This window comes from Actinoplanes sp. NPDC051494 (assembly GCF_044454705.1).
Taxonomy (GTDB): Bacteria; Actinomycetota; Actinomycetes; order Mycobacteriales; family Micromonosporaceae; genus Actinoplanes.
Genome location: NZ_JBITDZ010000014.1, coordinates 35,016 through 54,050 on the forward strand (window position 1 = coordinate 35,016; position 19,035 = coordinate 54,050).

18 protein-coding genes are annotated in these 19,035 nt (G+C 74.8%); 6 read left to right on the forward strand and 12 right to left on the reverse strand.

Annotation, left to right across the window (positions count from 1 at the left end):
- Positions 1–2 precede the first annotated feature (2 nt).
- Genes ACIA6A_RS35685 through ACIA6A_RS35705 form a run of 5 tightly spaced genes read right to left on the reverse strand, consistent with a single transcriptional unit; the run spans position 3 to position 7,316 of the window.
- Positions 3–509 carry an endonuclease V gene (locus ACIA6A_RS35685; RefSeq protein ID WP_396102434.1) on the reverse strand — a complete coding sequence of 169 codons (507 nt, stop codon included), beginning with the start codon at positions 507–509 and terminating at the stop codon, positions 3–5.
- Between the two features lie 11 nt (positions 510–520).
- Positions 521–1,351, reverse strand: coding sequence for an alpha/beta hydrolase (locus tag ACIA6A_RS35690; protein ID WP_396102435.1), 831 nt, complete (start codon positions 1,349–1,351; stop codon positions 521–523).
- Between the two features lie 27 nt (positions 1,352–1,378).
- Positions 1,379–3,769: a LuxR C-terminal-related transcriptional regulator gene (locus ACIA6A_RS35695; protein WP_396102436.1), complete on the reverse strand. Its 2,391-nt coding sequence runs from the start codon at positions 3,767–3,769 to the stop codon at positions 1,379–1,381.
- The gene (locus ACIA6A_RS35700) at positions 3,766–4,698 is read right to left on the reverse strand and encodes an alpha/beta hydrolase fold domain-containing protein (protein WP_396102437.1); all 933 of its coding nucleotides are present in this window, start codon (positions 4,696–4,698) and stop codon (positions 3,766–3,768) included. The genes ACIA6A_RS35695 and ACIA6A_RS35700 overlap by 4 nt, the downstream gene beginning before the upstream one ends.
- Positions 4,695–7,316 (reverse strand): AAA family ATPase, encoded by a 2,622-nt coding sequence (locus ACIA6A_RS35705; RefSeq protein WP_396102438.1) that lies wholly within the window; start codon positions 7,314–7,316, stop codon positions 4,695–4,697. The genes ACIA6A_RS35700 and ACIA6A_RS35705 overlap by 4 nt, the downstream gene beginning before the upstream one ends.
- A 314-nt stretch (positions 7,317–7,630) precedes the next feature.
- Between ACIA6A_RS35705 and ACIA6A_RS35710 the strand changes: the two genes are divergently transcribed.
- From ACIA6A_RS35710 to ACIA6A_RS35720, 3 genes are all read left to right on the forward strand, one after another.
- On the forward strand, positions 7,631–8,296 hold the full coding sequence (locus ACIA6A_RS35710) for a HAMP domain-containing protein (RefSeq protein WP_396102439.1): 666 nt from the start codon (positions 7,631–7,633) through the stop codon (positions 8,294–8,296).
- Between the two features lie 68 nt (positions 8,297–8,364).
- A complete protein-coding gene (locus ACIA6A_RS35715) occupies positions 8,365–9,654 on the forward strand; it encodes a VWA domain-containing protein (protein ID WP_396102440.1) in 1,290 nt (429 codons plus the stop codon).
- A 2-nt stretch (positions 9,655–9,656) separates the two neighbouring features.
- Positions 9,657–10,436 (forward strand): peptidase, encoded by a 780-nt coding sequence (locus ACIA6A_RS35720; RefSeq protein WP_396102441.1) that lies wholly within the window; start codon positions 9,657–9,659, stop codon positions 10,434–10,436.
- A 15-nt stretch (positions 10,437–10,451) separates the two neighbouring features.
- Here the strand turns inward: ACIA6A_RS35720 and ACIA6A_RS35725 are convergent, their stop codons facing one another.
- Both ACIA6A_RS35725 and ACIA6A_RS35730 read right to left on the reverse strand, forming a co-directional pair.
- Positions 10,452–11,099 carry a class F sortase gene (locus ACIA6A_RS35725; protein ID WP_396102442.1) on the reverse strand — a complete coding sequence of 216 codons (648 nt, stop codon included), beginning with the start codon at positions 11,097–11,099 and terminating at the stop codon, positions 10,452–10,454.
- On the reverse strand, positions 11,096–11,905 hold the full coding sequence (locus tag ACIA6A_RS35730) for a DUF4397 domain-containing protein (RefSeq protein ID WP_396102443.1): 810 nt from the start codon (positions 11,903–11,905) through the stop codon (positions 11,096–11,098). The genes ACIA6A_RS35725 and ACIA6A_RS35730 overlap by 4 nt, the downstream gene beginning before the upstream one ends.
- Positions 11,906–12,042: 137 nt before the next feature.
- Between ACIA6A_RS35730 and ACIA6A_RS35735 the strand changes: the two genes are divergently transcribed.
- Complete coding sequence (locus ACIA6A_RS35735; protein WP_396102445.1) at positions 12,043–12,621, forward strand: RNA polymerase sigma factor; 579 nt, start codon at positions 12,043–12,045, stop codon at positions 12,619–12,621.
- Positions 12,575–13,252: an anti-sigma factor gene (locus ACIA6A_RS35740; RefSeq protein WP_396102447.1), complete on the forward strand. Its 678-nt coding sequence runs from the start codon at positions 12,575–12,577 to the stop codon at positions 13,250–13,252. The genes ACIA6A_RS35735 and ACIA6A_RS35740 overlap by 47 nt, the downstream gene beginning before the upstream one ends.
- Before the next feature lie 18 nt (positions 13,253–13,270).
- On the opposite strand, the gene ACIA6A_RS35745 is transcribed toward ACIA6A_RS35740, so the two are convergent.
- Entirely contained in the window at positions 13,271–13,825 is a 555-nt protein-coding gene (locus ACIA6A_RS35745) for an NADPH-dependent F420 reductase (RefSeq protein ID WP_396102448.1), read from the reverse strand.
- 50 nt (positions 13,826–13,875) lie between these two features.
- On the reverse strand, positions 13,876–15,435 hold the full coding sequence (locus tag ACIA6A_RS35750) for a diguanylate cyclase (RefSeq protein ID WP_396102449.1): 1,560 nt from the start codon (positions 15,433–15,435) through the stop codon (positions 13,876–13,878).
- Positions 15,436–15,557: 122 nt separating this feature from the next.
- Between ACIA6A_RS35750 and ACIA6A_RS35755 the strand changes: the two genes are divergently transcribed.
- Positions 15,558–16,181 (forward strand): TetR/AcrR family transcriptional regulator, encoded by a 624-nt coding sequence (locus ACIA6A_RS35755; protein ID WP_396102450.1) that lies wholly within the window; start codon positions 15,558–15,560, stop codon positions 16,179–16,181.
- Here the strand turns inward: ACIA6A_RS35755 and ACIA6A_RS35760 are convergent.
- From ACIA6A_RS35760 to ACIA6A_RS35770, 3 genes are all read right to left on the reverse strand, one after another.
- Positions 16,178–17,203, reverse strand: a complete 1,026-nt coding sequence (locus ACIA6A_RS35760) for an LLM class flavin-dependent oxidoreductase (RefSeq protein WP_396102452.1) — start codon at positions 17,201–17,203, stop codon at positions 16,178–16,180. The two genes, ACIA6A_RS35755 and ACIA6A_RS35760, sit on opposite strands and share 4 nt — an antisense overlap.
- A gap of 4 nt (positions 17,204–17,207) precedes the next feature.
- Positions 17,208–18,260, reverse strand: coding sequence for an LLM class flavin-dependent oxidoreductase (locus ACIA6A_RS35765; RefSeq protein WP_396102453.1), 1,053 nt, complete (start codon positions 18,258–18,260; stop codon positions 17,208–17,210).
- Between the two features lie 68 nt (positions 18,261–18,328).
- A complete protein-coding gene (locus tag ACIA6A_RS35770) occupies positions 18,329–18,904 on the reverse strand; it encodes a helix-turn-helix domain-containing protein (protein ID WP_396102455.1) in 576 nt (191 codons plus the stop codon).
- Between the last annotated feature and the right edge of the window lie 131 nt (positions 18,905–19,035).

The following is a 19,035-nucleotide window of genomic DNA, read 5'->3' on the forward strand; positions in this document are numbered from 1 at the left end:
CACTATGGACGACCGCGGGCCAGCCGGTCGACGCGGCGCAGCGCGTCCGGCAGGCGGTGCGGGCCGGCCATCGCCGCGACGAGGCCGGCGGCGTCCTCGAGCGGGAACCCGGCCGTGGTCACGAACAGCGGTTTCGTGGCGGTGCCGCGCCGCACCGGGATCGCGTGGGTGGCCAGGTGGAACGCGGTCTTCGCCACGCCGATCACCGGCAGGCCGGTGCTGCGGTGCACGTGGGTGCCCAGTCCCGGCGTACCCGTGGGGTCGAGGTCGGCATAACCGTCGACGATCAGCAGCTCCAGTGCGGTGGTGGTGGCCAGGACCGCCTCCAGGGCCGGGAGCTCCCGCAGGTAGAAGCGGCCGGGCTCGTACGCCGCGACCTCGGGGAGCCACGCGGTGCGTTCCTCGGTCAGCTCCGCGAAGCGATCGGTGCCGGCCACGACCAGCGCCGCGTGGGCGCCCCCGGTGTCCGGGTAGTGCACGTCCACCGCGCCGAACCGGTCGAGAGCCATCGGGCCATTGTCTACGACAGCGCGTCGGCCAGGAAACGACCCGCCTGGGCGGTGGCGGCGCGGGCCTCCGGGGTGTCGCGCAGCGTGTCCAGCACGGCGAAGTCGTGGGCCACCCCGAGGTAGCGCACGGCGGTGACCGGGACGTCGGCGTGCCGCAGCCGGGCCGCGTACGCCTCGCCCTCGTCGCGCAGTTCGTCGGCGCCGGCGACGACGACCAGCGCCGGGGGCAGGCCGGCGAGCTGCTCGGTGGTGGCGCGCGCCGGCGAGCAGGTGATCTCGGACCGGGCCGCCGGGCCGGTGGTGTAGCGGTCCCAGTACCACCGCGCGGCCCCGGAGGACGCGTCGGTGATCGGCGTGAACAGCACCTGACCGGCCAGGACCGGGCCGGAGCGCTGCTTGGCCATGAGGGTGACCGCGGCCGCGAGGTTGCCGCCGGCCTCGTCGCCGGCGACCGCGGTGCGCTGCGGGTCCAGGCCGTGCGCGGCACCGTCCGAGGCGATCCACTCCAGGACGGCGTAACACTCCTCGGCGGCGATCGGGTAGCGCGCCTCGGGGGAGCGGGTGTAGCCGACGGACACCGCGGCGGCGGAAGCCCGGGTGGCGAGCTCCCGGACGAGACGGTCATGGGTGCGGGCGCTGCCGGCCACCCACCCGCCACCGTGGAGGTACAGGATCACCGGGAGCGGTCCGGTGGCACCGGCCGGGCGGACGACCCGGACCGCGACCCGGCCGGACGGACCGCCCGTGACGACCCGGTCCTCGAGGTCGGCGGCCGGGCGCGGCACGTCAGCGGACTGGCGGGTGTCGAAATCCCGGCGGGCCCGTTCGACGAGGTCGTCCATGCCGGTGAGCGTGCCCGCCGGCGATGGTCACGGTCGTCCGTCGAACGACTGCACGGACGGCAGCTGCGAGCGGCGGGTCACCCCGAGGATCGGGTACGCCCGGCTCAGATGCGTTCCCACGGTCCGCGCCGAGAGCCCCAGGCGTGCCGCGATCTGGGCGTTCGTGAGCCCCTGGGCGGCCAGCACGACCACCTGCCGCTGCTGGGACGTGAGGCGGCTGCCGGGCGCCCCGTCTCCGCGCGGGGGCGGGGCGGCGGCGGCCAGTTCGGCCTGCGCCCGCTCGCGCCACGCGGTCAGCCCGGAGGTGGCGAACACGTCCCGGGCGGCGCTGAGCAGCGGGCGGGACTCCGCCGGCCGGTGCCGCCGCCGCAGCCACTGTGCATAGTCCATCCGGGCCAGTGCGCGTTCGACCGCCCACTGGTCGCTGCCGGGGTCGGCCAGCGCGAGCCGGAAGTACGTCTCCGCCACCGGGTCCGGGCCGGCCAGCAGGGCCCGCGCGCGATGCCACAGCGCGGTGGTCCGGGCCGAGCGCAACGCGGTCACCCGGGCCTCGGCGGCGGCCACGATCGGGGCCACCTCGTCCTGGCGGCCGAGCACGACGGCGACCTGGGCGAGGTCGGCCAGCGCGAGGTCGGAGGCCCGGTGGTGCACCGGGTGCCCGGCCGGGTCGTAGCCGCGGCGCAGCCGGTGCCACGCGAGCCCGTGGTCGCCGCGGATCCCGGCGAGCTGCGCGCGGGCCCGGTCGAGCCGCAGGTCGTGCACGGCGTGCCGGCCCGGCTGCAGCGCCTCCCGGGCCTGCTGGAGCCGCTCGGCGTGCCCGGGGTCCTCGCGCAGCACCGCGACCGCGGCGAGCGTGGTCAGGGCGCCGGCCCGCACGTCGAGCAGGACGGCGTTGCCGGGGTCCCGGGCGGCGGCGAGGGCCCGCTCCGCGTGCAGCCGGGCGGCGTCGAGGTCACCTGCGTCGAACGACGTCCAGGCCAGCCCGCCCAGCGCCATCGCGTGGTGCAGCCCGGCCGGGGGCGCCAGCTCCGCGGTCCGGCGCAGGTACCGCTCGGCGAGGGCGGTCTCGTGGCGGGCCAGCGCGATCGTGCCGAGCGCCATCGCCCGCTCGTACGGAGCGACCGGCCCGGCCGGACCCGGCCGGGGTGGCCCGGGCCGGGGTGGCTCGTGCAGCAGCCGCTCGGCGGCGCCACCGGCGTCCTCGTCGTCGACGACCGCCCGCCCCCACGTGGTGAGCAGCCCGGTGCCGCCGTCCAGTGCGGTGCCGCCGTCCAGTGCGGCCCGGACCCGGCGGCGGGACTCGTCGTCACCGCGCAGCCACGCGGCCCGGATCAGCGCGGGCAGCTCGGCGGTGGTCGTGACCGGCATCCGTGCCCTCCACGCCGCCTCCCCGGCGAGGTGCGCCTCGCGGGCCGCCCGGAGGTACCGGTCGTGCGCGACGGCCGGGTCGCAGCTGCGCGCGGCGGCCAGGGCGAACGCGTAGACGGCCATCCGCAACCGGCCGTCGTGGCTCAGCGCGGCACCGGCCCGGGCCAGGATCCCGGCGAGCCGGTCGTCGGGGGACGGATCGGCTCGGGCCGCGTGCCAGGCGTGTGCGGGGCTGTCCGCCGGCAGGGCCGTGGCCAGCTCGTGACGGACCTCGCGGCCACGCGCCGGCCCGGCCCGGTCGAGCACCGCCGCGCGGATCACCGGGTGGGCGAACCGGAACCGCCGCCCGGGGCGGAGCACCCCGGCGGTCACCAGGGCGGTCCACACCCCCGGTGCGGCCAGGGACTCCAGGGCGTCCCGGGTCCGCGGCCCGGGGGTCTCCGTGGCGAACGCCGCCAGCAGGGCCGCCCGCTGCGCCACCGGATCCAGATCGTCGGTCATCGGGGCGAGCGCCCGGCGCAGGCGTACCGGGACGGGCAGCTCGGTGGTGGTGACCGCGAACCCGTCCGCCGGGGGCAGCGCCCGGGCCAGCTCGGCGAGCGCCAGCGGGTTGCCGGCCGCCTGGGCCAGCAGGACCCGCGCCGCGGGATGGGTGGTGTCGGCGATCCGGTGCGCCCGGGCCCGGGGGAGCCGGTCCAGCCGGACCGTCCGGGTCCACGGCCCGTCGACCGGGCCGACGGCGCTCGCCAGCAGCGGCACCCCGTCCAGCGCGCGCAGCACCTCCCGGGACAGCTGGTCGAGGCGGTCGAGGTCGTCGACGCAGATCAGCCACCGCCCGGTACGCGCCAGCCGTCCCAGGTCGCCCGCCACGTCCGGGACCGGGGTCAGCAGCCGCTGCAGGCCGGCACCGGGCAGCCGTTCGTCGCCGGGCAGCGCCTTCGTCACGAGCACCTGACCGCCGCCCGCGGTGTGCTCGCGGATCGCCTCGGCGAGCGCGGTGGATCGGCCGGTGCCCCGGGGGCCGTACACCAGGGTCCGTTCGGCTCTCATGGTGTCCCGATCCGGAAGGCGGCGCTCAGGTGGTCGACGGCCTGGCCGACGACCGCGCGGGCGGCCGGGGTCCAGCGCAGCGCGTCGAGCACCGCGAAGTCGTGCACGGTGCCGAGGTAACGCACGGCGGTGACGGGCACCCCGGCCGCCCGCAGCCGCGCCCCGAACCGTTCCGCCGGATCCCGGTTGACGTCCGCCTCCGCGGTGACCAGCAACGTCGCCGGTAACCCGGCCGGCCGGCGGGCGGCGAGCGGATCGGCCAGCGGGTCGGCCGACGGCGAGTACCCGCGCCACAGCCGCCGCACGTCCTCCAGCCGCAACCCGGCGCCGGTGGCGAACTCGGCCGCGGACCCGTCGCGGGGCCCGGGGCGGCCCAGCGGGTACAGCAGCACCATCGCGGCCAGCGGCGGGGCACCGGTGTCCCGGTCGGCCATCGCCACCGCGGCCACCATCGTCGCGCCCGCGCAGTCCCCGGCCACGGCCACCCGGGACAGGTCGGCGCCCACCGGCAGCGCCCCGGACCGGATCCACCCCAGCGCGGCGGTCAGCTGCTCGACCGCCGCCGGGTGCCGGGCCTCCGGGACCCGGGTGTACTCGGGCACCACGACGATCGCACCGGTCTCCCGGCACAGCGCCGCGGCCAGGCGGTGGTGGGTGTCGTAGCCGCCGATCACCCAGCCGCCGCCGTGGGCGTACAGCACGACCGGCGCCCGGGTGCCGGCGTCGTGCGGGACCAGGACGTGCACGCGCATCGGGCCGCGAGCGGTCGCCACGCTCAGCACGTGGTGCCCGGCGCCGGCGGGCTCGGCCGGCGGGACCTGCATGAGCGCCAGCGCCCGCCGCGCGTCGTCGGGCCCGATCGCGTACAGGAACGGCGGGTACAGCGCGCCGGTGACCATCCGCCGCGCGGCCGCGTCGAGTTCGGTCACCGCTGGTCCGCGGTGCTCAGCAGATCGGCCAGCTGGGTGCGGTTGGCGACGCCCAGCTGCGGGAAGACCCGGTAGAGGTGGGATCCGACGGTGCGCGGCGAGAGGTACAGCCGGGCGCCGATCTCGCGGTTGCTCAGCCCCTGCGCGGCCAGCCGGACGATCTGCTCCTGCTGCGCGCTCAGCCCGGCGAACGGGTCCGGGCGGGACACCACCGGGGTACGCAGCTCGGCCCGCACCCGGGCGGCCCACCCGGCCGCGCCCACATGGTCGAACGCGTCCAGCGCGTCGACCAGCACGTCCTGGGCCGCCCGCGGCTGCTGGGCCCGGCGCAGCAGGTCGGCGCGCTCGACGGCGAGCACGGCCCGCTCGAACGGCCACCGCCGTGCCCGCGGGTCGTCCAGCACCGCGGCCATCCGGGCGGCGGCGACGCCCGGGTCGTCCTCGCCCAGCGCCCCGGTCAGGTCGGCCCGGCCCCGCCGGCGGGTGCTGAGCCAGCTGGTGCCGGCCCTGCTGGTGCCCGCGCCGGGCGCCGGTCGGTCCCGGCCGGTGCGCCGGGCCGCGGCCGCGAGATCCGGGAGCACCAGCGCCCGCCAGTCGTGCTCGACCGCGGCGGCCGCCGACAACAGCCGCCAGGCCTCGCCGTGGTCGCCGCCGGCTGCCGCGGCCAGGCCCCGTGCCCAGTTCAGGCGCAACGCGAAGACGGGTACGCCGTACGGGTCGAGCGGGCCCGCCGCGAGCAGCTCCCCGGCGCGGTCCGGGCGTCCCCGCAGGTACGCGACGACGGCGAGCACGACGTGGACGCCGGTGCGCAGCAGGGGCGTCTCGCTCATGACCGGTGACGACTGCAGCGGCACCAGCCACCGTTCGGCCTCGGTCCAGCGGCCGGTGTCGACCAGCGCCCAGCCGGCCGCGCCCGGTGCGGCCAGGTACGTGTTGGCCGCGGCGCCCTCGACGAGCGCCGTGACGGCCGGCCCGAGCAGGCGGACCGCGTGTTCGGGCTCGTCGAGCAGCAGCGCGGCCGCCCCGACGGTGGCCGCCCGGGACATGTCCCGCAGGTCGGTGGTCTCGCGTTGCGCGAGCACCTCGGCCCTGACCTGCTCGCCGGGCGCCGCCAGGGCCCGCGCGAACAGGAACGGCGGCCCCGGCGTGGTGGTGATCCGGGGCACCGCGGTGCGCAGGGCGGTGCGCAGCTCCCCGTCGCCGAGCAGGAACGCCGGCAGCGCCGCGGTGACGAGCAGGCCGGGCGGGACCGCCGCGCCGGTCCGGCGGATCGTGCCGGCCAGCAGCGCCGACGCGGTGTCCAGCTCGCCGCGCACGGTGTGCAGCCAGGAGCCCAGGCCGACGACGTCGGCCTCGACCCCGGTGATGTCGCCGTCACCCAGGGCGGCCCGGGCCCGGGTGAGCAGCGAGCCGGCCCAGCGGACCCGGCCGGCCGCCGCCGCGCGCATCCCGGCCTCGAACAGCATCATCGCGCGCTGCCCGCCCACCGCGTGGTCGTGGGCCTGTTCGAGCAGGCCGACCGCGGTCACCGTGCCGGCGCCGTCCAGCAGGCGGGCCGACCCGGCCAGCTCGGCCGCCAGCTCCGGGTCGGGCCGGTCCGCGGCGGCGGTCCGGTGCCACAGCCCGCGCAGCGGGTCGGTCGCGGTCGCGGCGAGCAGCCGGTGCGCGTGCCGCCGCGCCCCGGGCCCGGCCGCCTCCAGCACCGCGTACTCGACCAGCGGGTGCCGGAACCGGACCAGGTCGTCGGCCACCGTGATCAGGCCGGTGTCCTCGGCCGGGCGCCATGCGGCGAGCGTCACCGCCGGATCGGCCCGGGCGATCACGGCCAGGCTCCGTTCGCCCGCCGCGGCCAGCGTCAGCGCCCGTAGCGACAGCTCCGGCAGGGCCGCGACCCGGCGCGCGAAGACCCGCGTTTCGTCGCTGCCGCCCGCGCCGTCGGCCCACTCGGCGTACTCGCGCAGCGCGAGCGGGTTGCCCGCGGCCCGCCGGATGATCTCGTGGCGGGCGGACCCGTCCGGTGCGCCGGGCAGCGTGTCGAAGAGCTGTTCGGCCTCCTGACCGGCCAGCGGGGGTACCACGATCGGGCGCACCAGCTCGGCCAGCTCCCCGGGCACCCGCTCGGTGCGGCAGACGAACAGGGCCACCGCGGACAGCTGCGCCCAGGAGAGCACCGAGGCGAGTGTCAGCAGCAGGTCGAAACTCGGCGCGTCGACCCGGTCCACGTCGTCGACGACCAGGACCAGCGGCCGTTCCCCGGCCAGCTGCCCGGCGATCACACACATCGCACCGCGCAGCGCGAGCAGGTCGACCTCGTGCCCGGCCCCGTCGAGGGCGCTGCGCACCGCCCGGCCCTGCTCCGGCGGCAGCTGCGCGACCTCGGCGCGTTCGAACAACGGCCGCAACGCGGAGTACGGCCCGCCGGTCGCGTCCCCGCCGGTCCGGACGACCGGGTGCCCCAGCGTCCCGGCCCGGGTGGCGAACGCCCGGGCCAGCGTGGTCTTGCCGATCCCGGCGTCGCCGACCAGCAGCGCCGCGCCGGGCCCGTCCAGCAGCGCCGCCAGCTCGGCGCGGACCCCCGGGCGCCCGACGAGGCCGGGCGTGTCCTGATCGAGGTCCATCACGCCATTGGATCACGCGACGCGGTGCGGACCGGTGCCTGAGCGGGCCGCTATGGGGTACGCCTCAGCCATGGTCGAGGGCTTTGCCGACGACGAGCGGGGATACCTGATCGGCGGGGACCCCACATTCCGGGACGAGGCGCTGGGCCGGCAGAAGGCCGTCGATGCGAACCTGGCCGGGCCCGGGCGCTGGGCAGCGCCGGTGAGCAGGCCACCATCGACGGCATCAAGCCGCCACCGATGCGTGGTTCACCGCGCTCGGCACCGAGTTCACGTCGTATCCGGGCGACCCGAAGGCCGCTGTCACGGTCGCGATGGGTGCCAACCGGGACCTGCGCAAGAGCTACGAGACCCTGCTGGCGGACGAGATCGGCCGGGCCGACGACGCGCTGGTCGCGGGCGAGGACTTCGACGCGACGGTACGTGACATCCGTACCCTGGTCATCGCGGTCTTCGTCATCGGGGCGGCCGTCGCGGTGCTGCTGGCGCTGCTGGTCGCCCGGATGATCGTGGTGCCGTTGCGCAGGGTGTCCGGGGTGCTGGAGGCCGTGGCGGACGGTGACCTGTCCCGCGACGCCGATGTCGAGCAGCGTGACGAGGTCGGCCGGATGGCACAGAGCCTGCGCCGGGCCACCACCACGCTGCGGCAGACCGTCAGCGACCTGGCCAGTCACTCCACCCGGCTGGGCGCCGCGGCGGGCTCGCTGGCCGCGACGAGCCGGGAGAGCACCGGCAGCGCCGAGGCGGGTGCCCGGCAGGCCGCCACCGTGGCGGAGTCCGCGGCCACCATGTCCGCGACCATCCAGACCGTCGCCGCCGGGGCCGCGACGCCCGGTGGTCAGGTCGCCGCGACGATCACCGATGTTGCCGCGTCGGTCCAGCTCACCACCGTCGGCGTCGGTGCGGCGAACCGGGCCGCGGGGCAGCTCGCGGAGATGTCCGGCGACCTGCGCGCGATCGTGGACCGCTTCACGCTCTGACCCGGTTCGCCGGGGGCCGGACACCCGGTGCGGCACGCGGAGGCGGGATGGCCTTATGATCTTGCCGCGTGATCCGCAAAAGACTGTCCACAATGGTTGTATGTGGGCTGGTCGGCATCTCCAGCGTGCTGGGTGCCGCACCGGCCTCCGCCGAGCCCGGTGAACCCGCCCGGGCCGAACCGCCCCGGGTCGAGCTGGTGCTCGACGTCAGCGGGTCCATGCGGGCCGACGACATCGACGGGGAGACCCGGATCGCGGTCGCGAAACGCGCGTTCAACGAGGTCGTCGACGCGCTGCCGGAGACCACGTACCTCGGGATCCGGGTGCTCGGCGCGACCTATCCCGGTGACGACAAGAAGGTCGGCTGCAAGGACACCCAGCAGATCGTCGAGGTCGGGCCGGTCGACCGGGACGAGGCCAAGGACGCCATCGCCGAGCTGAAGCCCACCGGATTCACGCCGGTCGGCCTGGCGCTGCGTGAGGCCGCCAAGGACCTCGGGGACATCGGTTCGGCGCGGCGGATCGTGCTGATCACCGACGGTGAGGACACGTGTACGCCGCCTGATCCGTGCAGCGTGGCCCGCGAGCTGGCGGCCAAGGGCACCAAGCTGGTGGTGGACACGCTGGGCCTCGCGCCCGACGAGAAGACCCGCAAGCAGCTGGTCTGCATCTCCACGGCGACCGGCGGCACGTTCACCGCGGCGCAGAGCGAGGAGGAGCTGACCGACCGGGTCAAGCAACTCGTCGACCGCGCCGCCGTGCCCCCGCCGGTGGCTCCGGCACCGGTCGCCGGCGCCGAGGACTGCGGGCAGGCGCCGCTGCTGGCGCCCGGCGTCTACACCGACCGCGAGAAGATCAGCGAGCACCGCTACTACCGGGTCCCGGTACGGTCCGGTCAGGAGTTGCGGGCCTCGGTGAGCGTCGCGCTGGACCGTCCGGTGTCGCGCGACTACGGCGTCCTGCTGAAAGCGGCGACCGCCGACGGCCGTGAGCTGGTCCGCGGCACCGACGCGGGCAGCGGGCGGGCCGACGTGCTCTCCGCCGGCCTGCGCTGGTCCGGTGACGAGGAGCCCCGGCCGAAGGCCAGTGGGGACACCGACGACGACGAGGACGTGGCCACGACCACCGACGTCTGCCTGATCGTCAGCAACTCGTTCGCGTCGTCGACGGCGGCGAGCGCGCCCGGTATGCCGCTGGAGCTGAGCATCGACGTGGTCGACGCCTCGAAGGCCCCCGACGCGCCCGGCCTGGGCCGCGGCTTCCTGCTGTTGCTCGTGCTGGGTATCGCGGGACTGCTCGCCGGGGTGCTCTCCGGCTGGCTGACCCGCTGGTGGATCGCCAAGTGGCGGGAGAACTGATCATGCGGAAGACCCTCATCGCGGCCATCGGCGCGACCATGATCGGCGTGCTGCCGGCGACCCCGGCGCTCGCCGCGCCCTCACCCGCCCCGGCCCCGGCGGTGAACATCGCCGGGACCTCGTTCCTGACCGCCATCGCCATCTCGCCGGACCAGCAGGTCGACGTCGCCGCGGTCACCGGCGACTACCTGTACTGGTCGTTCACCGCGCAGGCCGGTCAGCGCCCGGACCTCACCGCGACCGTCGAGCTGCCCCCGGCGGCCGACCGCAACGGTGCCCAGGCGTGGACCGTCGAGGTCTTCGACGGACTGCGCCGCCGGCAGGCGTGCGTGGCGGGGGAGCAGAGCCCGCAGGCCGCGGCCGACGACACCGACGTCACGCTGCGCTGTCAGCTTCGGCAGGTCCGCTCGTGGGCCGAGCCCTGGGACGGCGACCCGCTGCCGGGTACGTACTACGTGCGCCTGTCCAGCACCGAGCTGCCGGACAAGGACCTGGGCCTGCCGGTGACGGTGGGCCTGCTGCTCGCCGCCCCCAAGGGCGACACCGGCGCGGACCAGGGCGTGCTGGCCGCGCCACTGGTGCCGAACAACCGGCCGGGCAGCGTGCTGACCGGTGACGTGACCAGCTCGGCCGCGCCGGTCGACGACGACGAGGGCATCAGCTGGGACTGGATCCCGGACTTCTCGTCGCGCTGGTTCTGGACGGCCGGCGGTGGCGTGCTCGCCGCGATCATGGGCCTGATCGGCTTCTCCTGGACCCGTAAGCGCCGGGTCACCGCCTGACGCGTCCCACCGGGCCTACCCCATCGGTACAGCGGTGACCACCACGTTGTCCCGGTAGTGGCCGGTCCGCCGGTCGAACTGCCCGCCGCACGTGATCAACGTGAGGCGGGCAGCGCCGTCCCTGGCGAAGTACTTCTCCAGCGGGATCGCCGTCTTCGCGTACCGTTCGCGCGCCACCACCGAGAACTCCCGGCCGGCGCCCTTCCCGGTCACCGTGATCCGGTCGCCGGGGCGCAGCTTGCCGAGCCGGAAGAACGCGCCCTTGCCCTGCTCGGCGCTGTCCACGTGCCCGGAGATCACGATCGAGCCCGCGGTCGCCTCCAGGCCGGGCCCGAACTTGTACCAGCCGACCTCGTCCACGCTGGGCGGCACCGCGAACTCCCCGTCCCGCACCCCCGCGGGCGTCACGGTCGCTTCGAGGTCCAGCGCCGGGATCAGCAGCCTGCGCGGGGCCTCGATGCGTGCCGGCCCCGGCTCCGGTTCCGGCGCCGAGGTGGTGGGCCGGGCGCTCTCCAGGACCGTGACGATCGGGGCGCCGACGTCGGGCGCGGTGCGGGAGCGGCAGGCGGCCACCGTGAACGCCAGGACCAGCGCGATCCCGGCGGCGGTCAGCAGGGTGGCGCGCCCCGGCCGGAACCGGGGCGCGCGGTCCGAAGACCTCATCCGCGTACGGACAGAGCCCGTCGCCGGGTCAGCCCGGCCCCGAGCAGCAGCAGGATCCCGGCACCGCCGAGCGCGTACCAGGCCGGGTTCAGGCCCCGGTCGGCGAGCCCGCCGCTGCCGCTGTCCACGCCGCCCGGCGCCGAGTGCAGCCCGTCGATCGTCTGGGTGACCAGGTCCAGGCTCTTGTCGTCGGCCGAGCCCACCGCGTACACGATGGTCGACGTGCCCTCCTTCAGGGACAGGTCCGCCGGGCCGAGCACCCGGGTGTCCGTACCCGTCAGCACGACGTCGGCGGAGACGGTGCCGGCGTCGAGGTCGGCCTTGGCCTCCTTCGGGTTGGTCAGGTTCTCGAAGACCGGCTTCCCGGCGGCCCGCACGTCGACGCCCGGGGCCGCGGCGGTGTGCCGGACCACCAGCCGCGCCTTGCCCGCCGCCAGCTTCTTCGTGTCGTTGACGAACGGCGTCAGCGTGGGCTTGCCGTCGGCCGACAGGTGCGCGACCAGGCTGATGTCCGCGCCGCCGGGCACCTTCGCGTCGTCCACCGTGAGCAGCGCCTTGTCCAGGTCGTCGCCGGGCTTCGTGAGGGCGATGTCGTACGTGCCCTCGGGCAGCGTCAGCGGGCCCGCGACCTTGCCGGGCTGGAAGTCCGGTACGGTCTTCTTCCCGTCGACGTAGACGTCCACCGGCTGACCGGGGATGCCGTGCACGACGGAGACCTGCGACGACGCGGCGTACGCCGGGGTCGCGGCGACGGCGCCGAACAGCGCCACGACGGCGACGCTGCCGAGCAGGGGCATGATGCGCATGAGCACTCCTGGGGTATCAGGGATCGGTCACCCATCACTTCGCCCGGGACCCTCTGCATGGATGCACACGAATTCACTGCATCCAGAACGCGCACCGGGAGCGAAGGAACGGATGAAGGCGTGCCGAAGGGGGGTCGATGAAGCCCGAGGATGAGCTGGCCGTGCGGTTCGGCGGCGGCGACGAGAGAGCGCTGCGCCTGGCGTTCGACCGCCACGGCGGGTCCGTGCTCCACCTCGCCCAGCGGATGCTCGGCAACCGGGCCGACGCCGAGGACGTCACGCAGGCCACGTTCGTAGCCGCCTGGCTGGGCCACGAGACGTTCGACCCGGCGAAGGGCTCGCTGCTCGGCTGGCTGCTGGGGATAGCCCGGCGCAAGGTCGTCGACCGGCTGCGCTCCGCGGCCCGGGAGAACCGGGTCGCCGAGACCGTCCAGGCGCTGCTGCCCTCGTCGGCCGGCGACGACACCCCGGACGAGGTGGTGGACCGGCTGGTGGTCGCGGACGAGCTGGGCCGGCTGCCGGCCGAGCAGCGCCGCACCCTGGAGCTGGCGTTCTTCGACGATCTGACGCACCCGCAGATCGCGGCGGTCACCGGACTGCCGTTGGGTACGGTCAAGAGCCACATCCGCCGCGGTATGGCGAACCTGCGACAGCGTTGGGAGGTGGACGGTGCGGCATCTGGATCCCGATCGGCTGGTTCTTCTCGCGCTCGCTGAGGACACCGCGGAGCCGGACGAGACCGCCCACCTGACCGGGTGCGGGCAGTGCCGTGACGAGCTGGACGCGCTCGAGCACGTGGCGCGGGCCGGTGCGGAGTCCGGCGGCATGCGGGACCTGCCGCCGCCTCCGGACCGGGTCTGGGACGCCATCCAGGCCGGGCTCGCACCCGTGCCCGCCCCGGTGCGGGTGAAGGCCCGCCGGCGGCTGTCCCCGGTCCTGGCCGCGGTGGCGGCCGCGGTGCTGGCGGTGGCCGGCACCCTGGTCGTGCAGCGGGTCACCGCGCCGGCCCCGGAGGCCGTCACGGCCCGGGCCGCGCTGGCACCGCTGGCGGACGCACCGGCGTCGGCCGGCGGCGCGGCCGAGGTGCGCGCCGACGGCGAGATGCTCGTCGACGTGACGAACCTGCCGCTGACCACCGGCTTCCACGAGGTGTGGCTGATCGACCCGGACGACCTCACCAGGATGGTGTCGCTGGGCAACCTGCCCGACGGCCGGCAGGCGGTGCTGCCGGTGCCCCCGGGCACCGACCTCAACCGTTACCGGCTCGTGGACATCTCCGACGAGGCGCACGACGGCGACGCCGCGCACTCCGGCAAGAGCCTGCTGCGCGGGGTCCTCACGTCCTAGGCGTCTGACGGACCCTGGTCAGCGGATCCCGTCGAGCGCGGCGGCCAGGTACGCGGTGGCGTCCTTGATGTCGACCTCGCGCATGTGCAGCGGGCCGGTCTCGGTGATCCACGCCCGGTCGGCACCGCCCGCGTACATCGGCGCCAGGCCGAGGTCACGGACCAGCTGGGACGCGGTGTCCCGGGCGTCGGTGAAGTCGGTGCAGAGGAACTCGGCCAGCAGCGGGTCCCGGCCCCGGCGGGCGTCCAGCACCTCCACCGGCAGGGTGTTGAACGCCTTCACCCAGTGCACCCGGGGCGACCACCGGGTGAGCTGTTCCAGCCCGCCCTCGTCGAGCGGCGGCGTCGTCGCGTCCAGCACCGGCTTGCCGGCCAGTACGTCGCCGACCTGGTCCAGCACGCCGTGGGCCGCGGACCAGTCCGGCGCGAACAGCACGGCGTCACCGAACGCGGCGGCCTGCGCCGGGCCGGCCGCCCCCGGTGTGCTGGCGACCACCTCGTGGCCGGCCTGCGTCCACCACCGCGCGAGTGCCCCGCCGATCTCGTCGTGCCCCGCGATGACCCCGATCCGCATAGGCCCAGCTTGCCGTTTCCGGGCCGGGATGTCCGGCGGTCCGGCGAAACTCAGGCGGCGGCCGCGAGCCGGTTGCGCCCACCGCGCTTGGCCGCGTACAGATTGGCGTCCGCCCGGTCGTAGAGCTCGTGCCCGGCCTCGCCGGTGCGGCACGACGCCAGGCCCATGCTCAGCGTGACCCGCAGGCCCGGGGCGATCGTCGACCAGTCCCGGGCCAGGATGACCTGCCGGATCCGTTCCGCGACCTGGCGGGCCTCGAGCTCGGTGGCGGACAGGAACAGCGCGAACTCGTCGCCGCCGAAGCGGATCGCCACCTCGTCGTGCCGGCAGTGGGCCCGCAGCACCGCGGCGATCTCGCCCAGCACCCGGTCGCCGACGCCGTGCGAGAACGCGTCGTTGATGTCCTTGAAGCGGTCCACGTCGATCAGCAGCAGCGCCCCGGAACCGGTCACCGTCGCCATCCGCCGGTCGAACATCCGCCGGTTGCCCAGCCCGGTCAGCGCGTCCGAGGTCGCCGCCTGGTCCGCGCTGGTGCGGGCCTCCTCCAGTTCGATGCGCCGGTACGCCTGCTGCAGCATCGTGCGCCGGTCCAGCCGCAGCTGCCAGAGCATCTTGATGTGCGCGTGCAGGGCGGCGAGCACCGTGCTGGTGGCCTCGCCCGGGGTGTCCAGCGCGGCGGTCACCGCCAGTTCGTACTGGAACGTGAGCGTCTCGGTGGACAGCACGCACAGCTCGGCCGCGGCCAGGAACTCGCGCCGGGCGCCCCGCAGCTCACCGGCACCGCGCAGCACCAGGCCGTGCGCCAGGTGCAGCAGCCGGCTCTCGTGGTGCTGGCCCGCGGCGCGCATCGCGAGCAGGTGTTTGTCGACCAGGGACTGGGCATCGTCGTGCCGGCCCTGCTTCGCGTACCCGACGGCCAGCAGCGCCTCGCCGAGCGGCAGGTCGGGGCCCTTGTCCGCCCAGTAGCTCAGGATCGTGACGCCCTTGTCGAGGATGACCCGGGCCTCCTCGTGCCGCTGCACGTGCTCGAGGCGCAACGCCCACTCGAGGAGGAACTCGGCGTACTGCAATTCGGCGCCGGAGCGGTAGACGTCGTCGGGGTTCTCGAACGCGTCCATGGCCTGCAGCAGCGCGGTCTCGGCCAGCTCGAACAGCTCGGCGGCCCGGGCGGCGTCACCCAGCGACGCCATCGCGGAGAAGTAGCGCAGACTCTTGCGGGGCACCACGTCGAGCATGGCCATCGCCCGCGCCACGTGGTGCAGCCCCTCGTCCATCCGGCCGACCTGGATGAGCATCCGGGCGGTGTCCGCGAGGATCTTCGCGTCGGTGGTGCGCGGGCCGGTCCACGGGCCGTCGTCGTCGACCAGCTCCTGGCCGATGAGCAGCGCCTCGTCGGGGCGGCCGAGCGCGCTCAGGGCGTACATCCGGCCGAGCCGGCTGACCCGGTAGGTGCGGCCGTCGCCGAGCAGCCGCAGCACGGCCTCGGCCTCGTCGGCGGCGATCACCGCGTCGGAGTGCAGCCCGCGGATGGTCAGGTCGTGGATGTGCAGGCCGAGGCCCGGGAAGGCGCCGTACGGCGAGACGACGGCCGGCAGACGGTCGGACGTCACCGTGCCACCCCCCGTCCCGTCGTCGCGCGGTCCTGTCGGCACTAAAGTCGGTCGGCCCGGGGGAGAGGTGAGCCTTCCCCCGCACTTGAGCGGGTGCTCAAATCGGATAGGATGCCGGAGACATGACGCCCACCCGCCAGAAACTCATCGACGGCGCCCTCGCGGCCATCCGCGAGCACGGTATCGCGGGCGTCTCGGCGCGCACCATCGCCACCGCCGCCGGGGTCAACCAGGCCCTCGTCTTCTACCATTTCGGCACCGTCGACGACCTGCTGGCGGCGGCCTGCGAGAGCGCCACCGCGGCGAGCGTCGCGTCGTACCGAAGCGCCCTCGCGGGCGTGACCAGCCTGCGGGAGCTGCTGGCGGTCGGCCGTGAGCTGCACGAACGCGAGAAGGCCGGCGGCAACGTGGCGATCCTCGCCCAGATGCTGGCCGGCGCCCAGACCGACCCCCGGCTCGCACCCCCGACGGCCGCGGCGCTGGCGCTGTGGACCGCCGAGATCGAGACCGTGCTGCGCCGGGTCCTCACCGGCTCGCCGTTCGGCACCCTCGCCGAGCCGGCCGGGCTGGCGAAGGCGGTCTCCGCGGCGTTCGTCGGCCTCGAGCTGTACGAAGGCGTCGACGAGCCCGGCGCCACCACGGCGTTCGAGGCGCTGGAACAACTGGCGGTGCTGGCCGAGGTCGTCGACGACCTCGGCCCGGTCGCCCGCCGGGCGCTGCGGGCCCGGCTGCGCCGCATCCCCTAACCCGCGGCCGGCTGCCAGCCGAGCGCGGGGCCGAGCTTCGTGGCCATGTCGGTCAGGATCTGCACGTAGTCGTCGTGCTCGAAGCTGAACGGCAGCGCGAACGCCACCTCGTCGACCTCCCGGAACGCGGCATGCGCGGACAGCTGCTCGGCGAGCTGCTCGGACGTACCGATCAGGTCCTTCGCGAACATCATCCGGGCCGGGCCCTGCGGCGCGGCGGTACGGGGCGTGCGCTTGTCCACGTACGCCGCGTACCTGGCCTTCTGGTCCGCGGTCGCACTGTCGGTGGGGATGACGACCAGCCCTTGCGACACCCGGGCGCGCTCGCCGTCGGGGTGGGCGGCACGGAACGCGCGGATGTGCGACAGCTGGATCTCGGCGAAGTCCTCGGCCTGTTCCGCCTTGACCACGCTGCTGGTCAGGAAGTTCATCCGGTGCTCACCGGCCCACTGCGCCGACCGCAGGCTCGCCCCGCCGTACCAGAGGCGCTCGCGCAGCCCCGGCGCGTGCGGCTCGACCCGCTCGGAGAACACCTCGACCACGCCCTTGGCGCCGCTGAAGTCGGTGATCTGCTCCCCGGCGATGTTTGCCAGCAGGCGTTCCACCCGCCGGTAGCTGAAATCCTCGGCGTCCGCGGTGTCCGGGTAGAGCGCGTCCTTGACGGTGTCGTAGTTCATCGGCGGCCCGACGCTGACCCCCGGGTTCAGCCGCCCGCCGGACAGCAGGTCGGCGGTGGCCAGGTCCTCGGCCAGGCGCAGCGGGTTCTCCCAGCCCAGCGGGATCACCGCGGTGCCCAGCTCGATCCGCGAGGTGCGCTGCGACGCGGCCGCCAGCACGGCCACCGGCGAGGAGATGCCGTACTGCAGGTGCCGGTGGCGCAGCCAGGCACTGTCGAACCCGAGCCGCTCACCGAGCTGGATGATCTCCAGCGTCGACTCGTGGCCCGCACGCGGGTCGGCCCGGTCGAACAGGCCGATGGTCAGGAAGCCCAGCTTCCGCAGAGGTTCAGTAGGCGACGGCACGGCCCTATTCTCCCTGTCCGCGGGTCCATCCGATGGCGGGGGCGATGTGCTTGGTGATCGTTTCCAGGATCCGGGCGTTGTACTCGACGCCGAGCTGGTTGGGCACCGTGAACAGGACGGTGTCCGCGGCCCGGACGGCCTCGTCGGCGGCCAGCTCCGCGGCGATGCGGTCGGGCTCCCCGGCGTACGTGCGGCCGAAGCGCGACCGGGTCCCCTCGAGCAGGCCGACCTGGTCCTCCTGCTCCTGGTCGCCGAAGTAGATCCGGTCGATCTCCTCGGTGATCGGCAGGACGCTGCGCGACACCGAGACCAGCGGCTCGCGGGTGTGGCCGGCCTCGCGCCAGGACTGCCGGTACAGCTCGATCTGCTCGGCCTGCAGCTTGTCGAACGGCACGCCGGTGTCCTCGCTGAGCAGCGTCGAGCTCTGCAGGTTGGCCCCGATGGTGGCGGCCCACTGCGCGGTGGCCCGGGTGCCGGCGCCCCACCAGATGCGGTCGCGCAGGCCGGGGGCGTGCGGGGTGATGGCGAGCCCGCCGCTGACGCCGCCGGTGCGGGCCGGGTCGGTACGGGCGACCGCGACTCCCTCGATCGCGGCGAGGAAGACCTCGGTCTTGCGCCGGGCGTCGTCCGCGGCGGTCGAGCCCTCCCCGGGGAGGTAGCCGAACGCCTCGCTGCCGCGCAGGGCGGTCTCGGGGGATCCCCGGCTCACGCCGAGCTGCAGCCGGCCGCCGCTGATGAGGTCGGTGGCGGCGGCCTCCTCGGCCATGTACAGCGGGTTCTCGTATCGCATGTCGATGACGCCGGTGCCGATCTCGATCCGGCTGGTCCGCGCGCCGATCGCGGACAGCAGCGGGAACGGTGACGCGAGCTGCCGCTCGAAGTGGTGCACCCGCACGAAGGCCCCGTCGACCCCGAGCTCCTCGGCCGCTTCGGCCAGCTCGATGGTCTGCAGCAATGCGTCGGCGGCACTGCGGGTCTGCGACCCGTTGACATCACGCCAGTGCCCGAACGACAGGAACCCGATCTTCTTCTTCACGTCGCCCTCAACCGTCGTCACGCTGCGGTCATTCCGCAACCTATCCTCCTAGGATGCCACTCCTGGCAACGGGCGGGCGCGCCTGCGGATCAGCCCTGCGGGTGGATCGCGATGAGGAGCTCGAACGTCGGCTGCCCCGGGGTGGTGCCGGCGTCGAAGCGCTCGACGAGCTCCAGCAGGGAGTCGCGGAACTGCCCGGCCCGCTCGGGTGCCATGGCGGTGGCGGTGTAACTGACCACGACGCGTTCGGCGTCCGGGGCCTGGCGGTCCATGACCGTCCGGCCGGCGCGCAGGCCGCTCAGGATGTTGTCGTGCACCTTGTCGAACAGGGTGGTCACGACCTGGCCCATCTCCTCGACCGGACCGGTGGCCGGGCCGCCGGGCCCGCGCTGGAACGTGATGCTCGGCTGGGCCGCCGCGTAGTGCTTCTCGATGATGCCGTTGACCACGGCGGTGGTGCGGACCTCGAGCAGCCCGCGCTGCTCCAGCAGGGCCAGGTGGTAGTAGAGCTTCTTCGGCGGCATGACGATCGCCGTCGCGAGTTCCTTGGTGGTCCACGTGCGCGCGGTGTCCGCCATCATCAGCTCGAGGATCGCGAGGCGTGCCGGGTCCGCGAGGGCCTTGAGTGTCTCCACGTCCTGCACCATGCGTGGTTCGGCCGTCATTGGTCGATTCCCTTCAAACGAGGACGTCTCACATCATAGTCGCGATGTCGAACAGGTTTCGTATGACGCCCCTAATTTGGATGCTTGACTTCGACTGATCGTCTGGCAAAACTTGGACGTCTCTCGATGGA